This window comes from Herbaspirillum aquaticum, from assembly GCF_002213425.1.
Classification (GTDB): Bacteria; Pseudomonadota; Gammaproteobacteria; order Burkholderiales; family Burkholderiaceae_D; genus Herbaspirillum; species Herbaspirillum aquaticum.
The window spans coordinates 1-1,004 of record NZ_NJGV01000060.1 but is presented as its reverse complement, the minus strand read 5'-3'; the positions used below and the strand labels follow the sequence as shown (position 1 = coordinate 1,004).

The 1,004-nt window shown below is 47.7% G+C and carries 1 protein-coding gene; it reads left to right on the top strand.

Going from position 1 to position 1,004, the window contains the following annotated elements; translation table 11 throughout:
• Positions 1 to 135 precede the first annotated feature (135 nt).
• Positions 136 to 561, top strand: a complete 426-nt coding sequence (locus CEJ45_RS24395; protein ID WP_241517425.1) for a hypothetical protein — start codon at positions 136 to 138, stop codon at positions 559 to 561.
• The last annotated feature ends 443 nt before the right edge of the window (positions 562 to 1,004 follow it).

The following is a 1,004-nucleotide window of genomic DNA, read 5'->3' as shown; positions in this document are numbered from 1 at the left end:
TAGCTATTTCGCTTCTTCTTTGCTTCACTCATTCTCGTCATCCCTTCCAGGACGACAGCTTAAATCAGTGTCTCAAATTCGGGGTCCACTTTAGTCTTCATCGACACTGAGTTCACTGACTTTCTTGACCCGCAGTTGATCAGCATCGGCCTGGTCGCACAAAGCGGCGAGGAGTTTTACGCCGAGCTTCCTTACGAGGTGCGTGAATGCAGCGAATTCGTCAAGGCCGCGGTCCTTCCCCTCTTGGGATACGCACCGCATGCGGAAATGACCAAGGACGACCTTTACCTGCAAATGACCAATTGGCTTAAGTTGGTAAGGCCGAAGGATCAAGAGGTCTTCATTTGCTACGACTACCAGACGGACTGGGATCTTTTCTACGATGTCTTGGATGGACGGGTGCCGCCGTGGTGCAAACGTCGACTGGTCGCCGATCGCATCAATGAGCTATTGCGGTACGAGTTCCATAAGCAGCATAAGCTGCCCGAGCACCACGCCCTCAATGATGCAAAGGCGAATTGCTACGCTTTTCGTGAACTGCCACTGGCCTCGGCAAGCTAGATCCTCACGTAAAGATCTGAGTTAGTGGCCTAGCTAGCATAAGAGAAATTTCTACCCACAAACCAGTGCTGTATCGGCGCGTTCCTTTAACTACTTTGCATCGTGGCATTGGTCTTTCAAGAGGTTTAATTTACAGAGTGGATGTTGGTATCATTGCCTTATTTTTTCGTGGCGCTTATTTCATCGAGATAACTAATGGCAACAAAACTGTTAGCTTTGCCATAAACAACGAAAAACACTTCGCTTCACAAACATCATTGCTGAAATGTAATGGTCTGGTTCGGCGCAGGTAATCCTCTCCTCCATAAAATGGTATGCATGGTTACGACGATTATTTAACCAAAAGGAGGTTAAAGTGGACCCCGAATTTGAGACACTGATTTAAGCTGTCGTCCTGGAAGGGATGACGAGAATGAGTGAAGCAAAGAAGAAGCGAAATAGCT